This window comes from Stenotrophomonas sp. Bg11-02, from assembly GCF_002836635.1.
Lineage (GTDB): Bacteria > Pseudomonadota > Gammaproteobacteria > Xanthomonadales > Xanthomonadaceae > Stenotrophomonas > Stenotrophomonas lacuserhaii.
In genome coordinates this window covers 1-2,500 of the sequence record NZ_PJAY01000016.1, presented here as the reverse complement: position 1 = coordinate 2,500, position 2,500 = coordinate 1, and the positions used below count along the sequence as shown (strand labels likewise).

At 54.0% G+C, this 2,500-nt stretch carries 2 rRNA genes (1 of these 2 cut by a window edge); both read left to right on the top strand.

The annotated features are described in order from the left end of the window. Positions 1–2,207: ribosomal RNA gene (locus CXG43_RS01195) — 23S ribosomal RNA — on the top strand; it begins 674 nt to the left of the window's first position. 169 nt (positions 2,208–2,376) lie between these two features. Continuing rightward, positions 2,377–2,491: ribosomal RNA gene (gene rrf, locus CXG43_RS01190) — 5S ribosomal RNA — on the top strand. Positions 2,492–2,500 lie beyond the last annotated feature (9 nt).

Sequence of the window (2,500 nt, the reverse complement as noted above, 5' to 3'; positions counted from 1 at the left end):
TCATGGCCAGGGTGAAGGTGCCGTAACAGGTACTGGAGGCCCGAACCCACGTCTGTTGCAAAAGACGGGGATGAGCTGTGATTAGGAGTGAAAAGCTAATCGAACCCGGAGATAGCTGGTTCTCCTCGAAAGCTATTTAGGTAGCGCCTCATATGTATCCTCTCGGGGGTAGAGCACTGTTATGGCTAGGGGGTCATCGCGACTTACCAAACCATTGCAAACTCCGAATACCGAGACGGACTGTATGGGAGACACACGGCGGGTGCTAACGTCCGTCGTGAAAAGGGAAACAACCCAGACCCACAGCTAAGGTCCCAAATTCACTGCTAAGTGGAAAACCATGTGGAAAGGCACAGACAGCCAGGAGGTTGGCTTAGAAGCAGCCACCCTTTAAAGAAAGCGTAATAGCTCACTGGTCGAGTCGGTCTGCGGGGAAGATTTAACGGGGCTAAGCAGTGAACCGAAGCTTGGGGTGTGCATATTTATATGTACGCGGTAGAGGAGCGTTCCGTAAGCCGTTGAAGGTGGATTGAGAAGTCTGCTGGAGGTATCGGAAGTGCGAATGCTGACATGAGTAACGATAATGCGGGTGAAAAACCCGCACGCCGAAAGCCCAAGGTTTCCTTGCGCAACGTTAATCGGCGCAGGGTGAGTCGGCCCCTAAGGCGAGGACGAAAGTCGTAGTCGATGGGAAGCAGGTTAATATTCCTGCACCTCGCGTAAGTGCGATGGAGGGACGGAGAAGGTTAGGCGTACCAGGCGTTGGTTGTCCTGGGGAAAGGCGGTAGGTTTGGATCTTTGGCAAATCCGGGATCCTTTAAGACCGAGCACCGAGACGAGCCTTTAAGGCGAAGTCGCTGATACCACGCTTCCAGGAAAAGCTCCTAAGCTTCAGCTTACGCAGACCGTACCGTAAACCGACACAGGTGGGTAGGATGAGAATTCTCAGGCGCTTGAGAGAACTCGGGTGAAGGAACTAGGCAACATGGCACCGTAACTTCGGGAGAAGGTGCACCCTTTTTGGTGGCTCATGCGAGCTATAGCTGAAGAGGGTCGCAGTAACCAGGCCGCTGCGACTGTTTATCAAAAACACAGCACTCTGCAAACACGAAAGTGGACGTATAGGGTGTGACGCCTGCCCGGTGCTGGAAGGTTAATTGATGGGGTCAGCCGCAAGGCGAAGCTCTTGATCGAAGCCCCAGTAAACGGCGGCCGTAACTATAACGGTCCTAAGGTAGCGAAATTCCTTGTCGGGTAAGTTCCGACCTGCACGAATGGCGTAACGACAGCGGCGCTGTCTCCACCCGAGACTCAGTGAAATTGAAATCGCTGTGAAGATGCAGCGTTCCCGTGGCAAGACGGAAAGACCCCGTGAACCTTTACTATAGCTTTACACTGAACGTTGAGTTCGTCTGTGTAGGATAGGTGGGAGGCTATGAAACTGTGGCGCTAGCTGCAGTGGAGCCAACCTTGAAATACCACCCTGTCGTGCTTGACGTTCTAACCTAGGTCCATAATCTGGATCGGGGACCGTGTATGGTGGGTAGTTTGACTGGGGCGGTCTCCTCCTAAAGAGTAACGGAGGAGCTCGAAGGTACGCTCAGCGCGGTCGGACATCGCGCACTGTGTGCAAAGGCATAAGCGTGCTTGACTGCAAGATCGACGGATCAAGCAGGTAGGAAACTAGGACTTAGTGATCCGGTGGTTCTGTATGGAAGGGCCATCGCTCAACGGATAAAAGGTACTCCGGGGATAACAGGCTGATACCGCCCAAGAGTTCATATCGACGGCGGTGTTTGGCACCTCGATGTCGGCTCATCACATCCTGGGGCTGTAGTCGGTCCCAAGGGTATGGCTGTTCGCCATTTAAAGTGGTACGCGAGCTGGGTTCAGAACGTCGTGAGACAGTTCGGTCCCTATCTGCCATGGGCGTTGGAGATTTGAGAGGGGCTGCTCCTAGTACGAGAGGACCGGAGTGGACGAACCTCTGGTGTTCCGGTTGTCACGCCAGTGGCATTGCCGGGTAGCTATGTTCGGAAGCGATAACCGCTGAAAGCATCTAAGCGGGAAGCGCGCCTCAAGATGAGATCTCCCGGGGCACAAGCCCCCTGAAGGAACCATATAGACTATGTGGTTGATAGGTCAGGTGTGTAAGTACAGCAATGTATTGAGCTAACTGATACTAATGATCCGTGCGGCTTGACCATATAACCTCAAGTTGCCTTGGCCGACATGACATGTCGATAGATCCAAGTGCACGCTACGTCACAAGACCAAACGAGAGGCAGGCGCTACAGGCGCGTCTCTTTGTAAAGCCGGCACATCCGTGCCCGCTCCCTGCAAAGACACGTCCTGCGGCGACACTCCAAAAGCCTCCCTGGTGAAATTAGCGCTGTGGAACCACCCGATCCCATCCCGAACTCGGAAGTGAAACGCAGCTGCGCCGATGGTAGTGTGGCTCAAGCCATGCGAGAGTAGGTCATCGCCAGGGTTTATACCC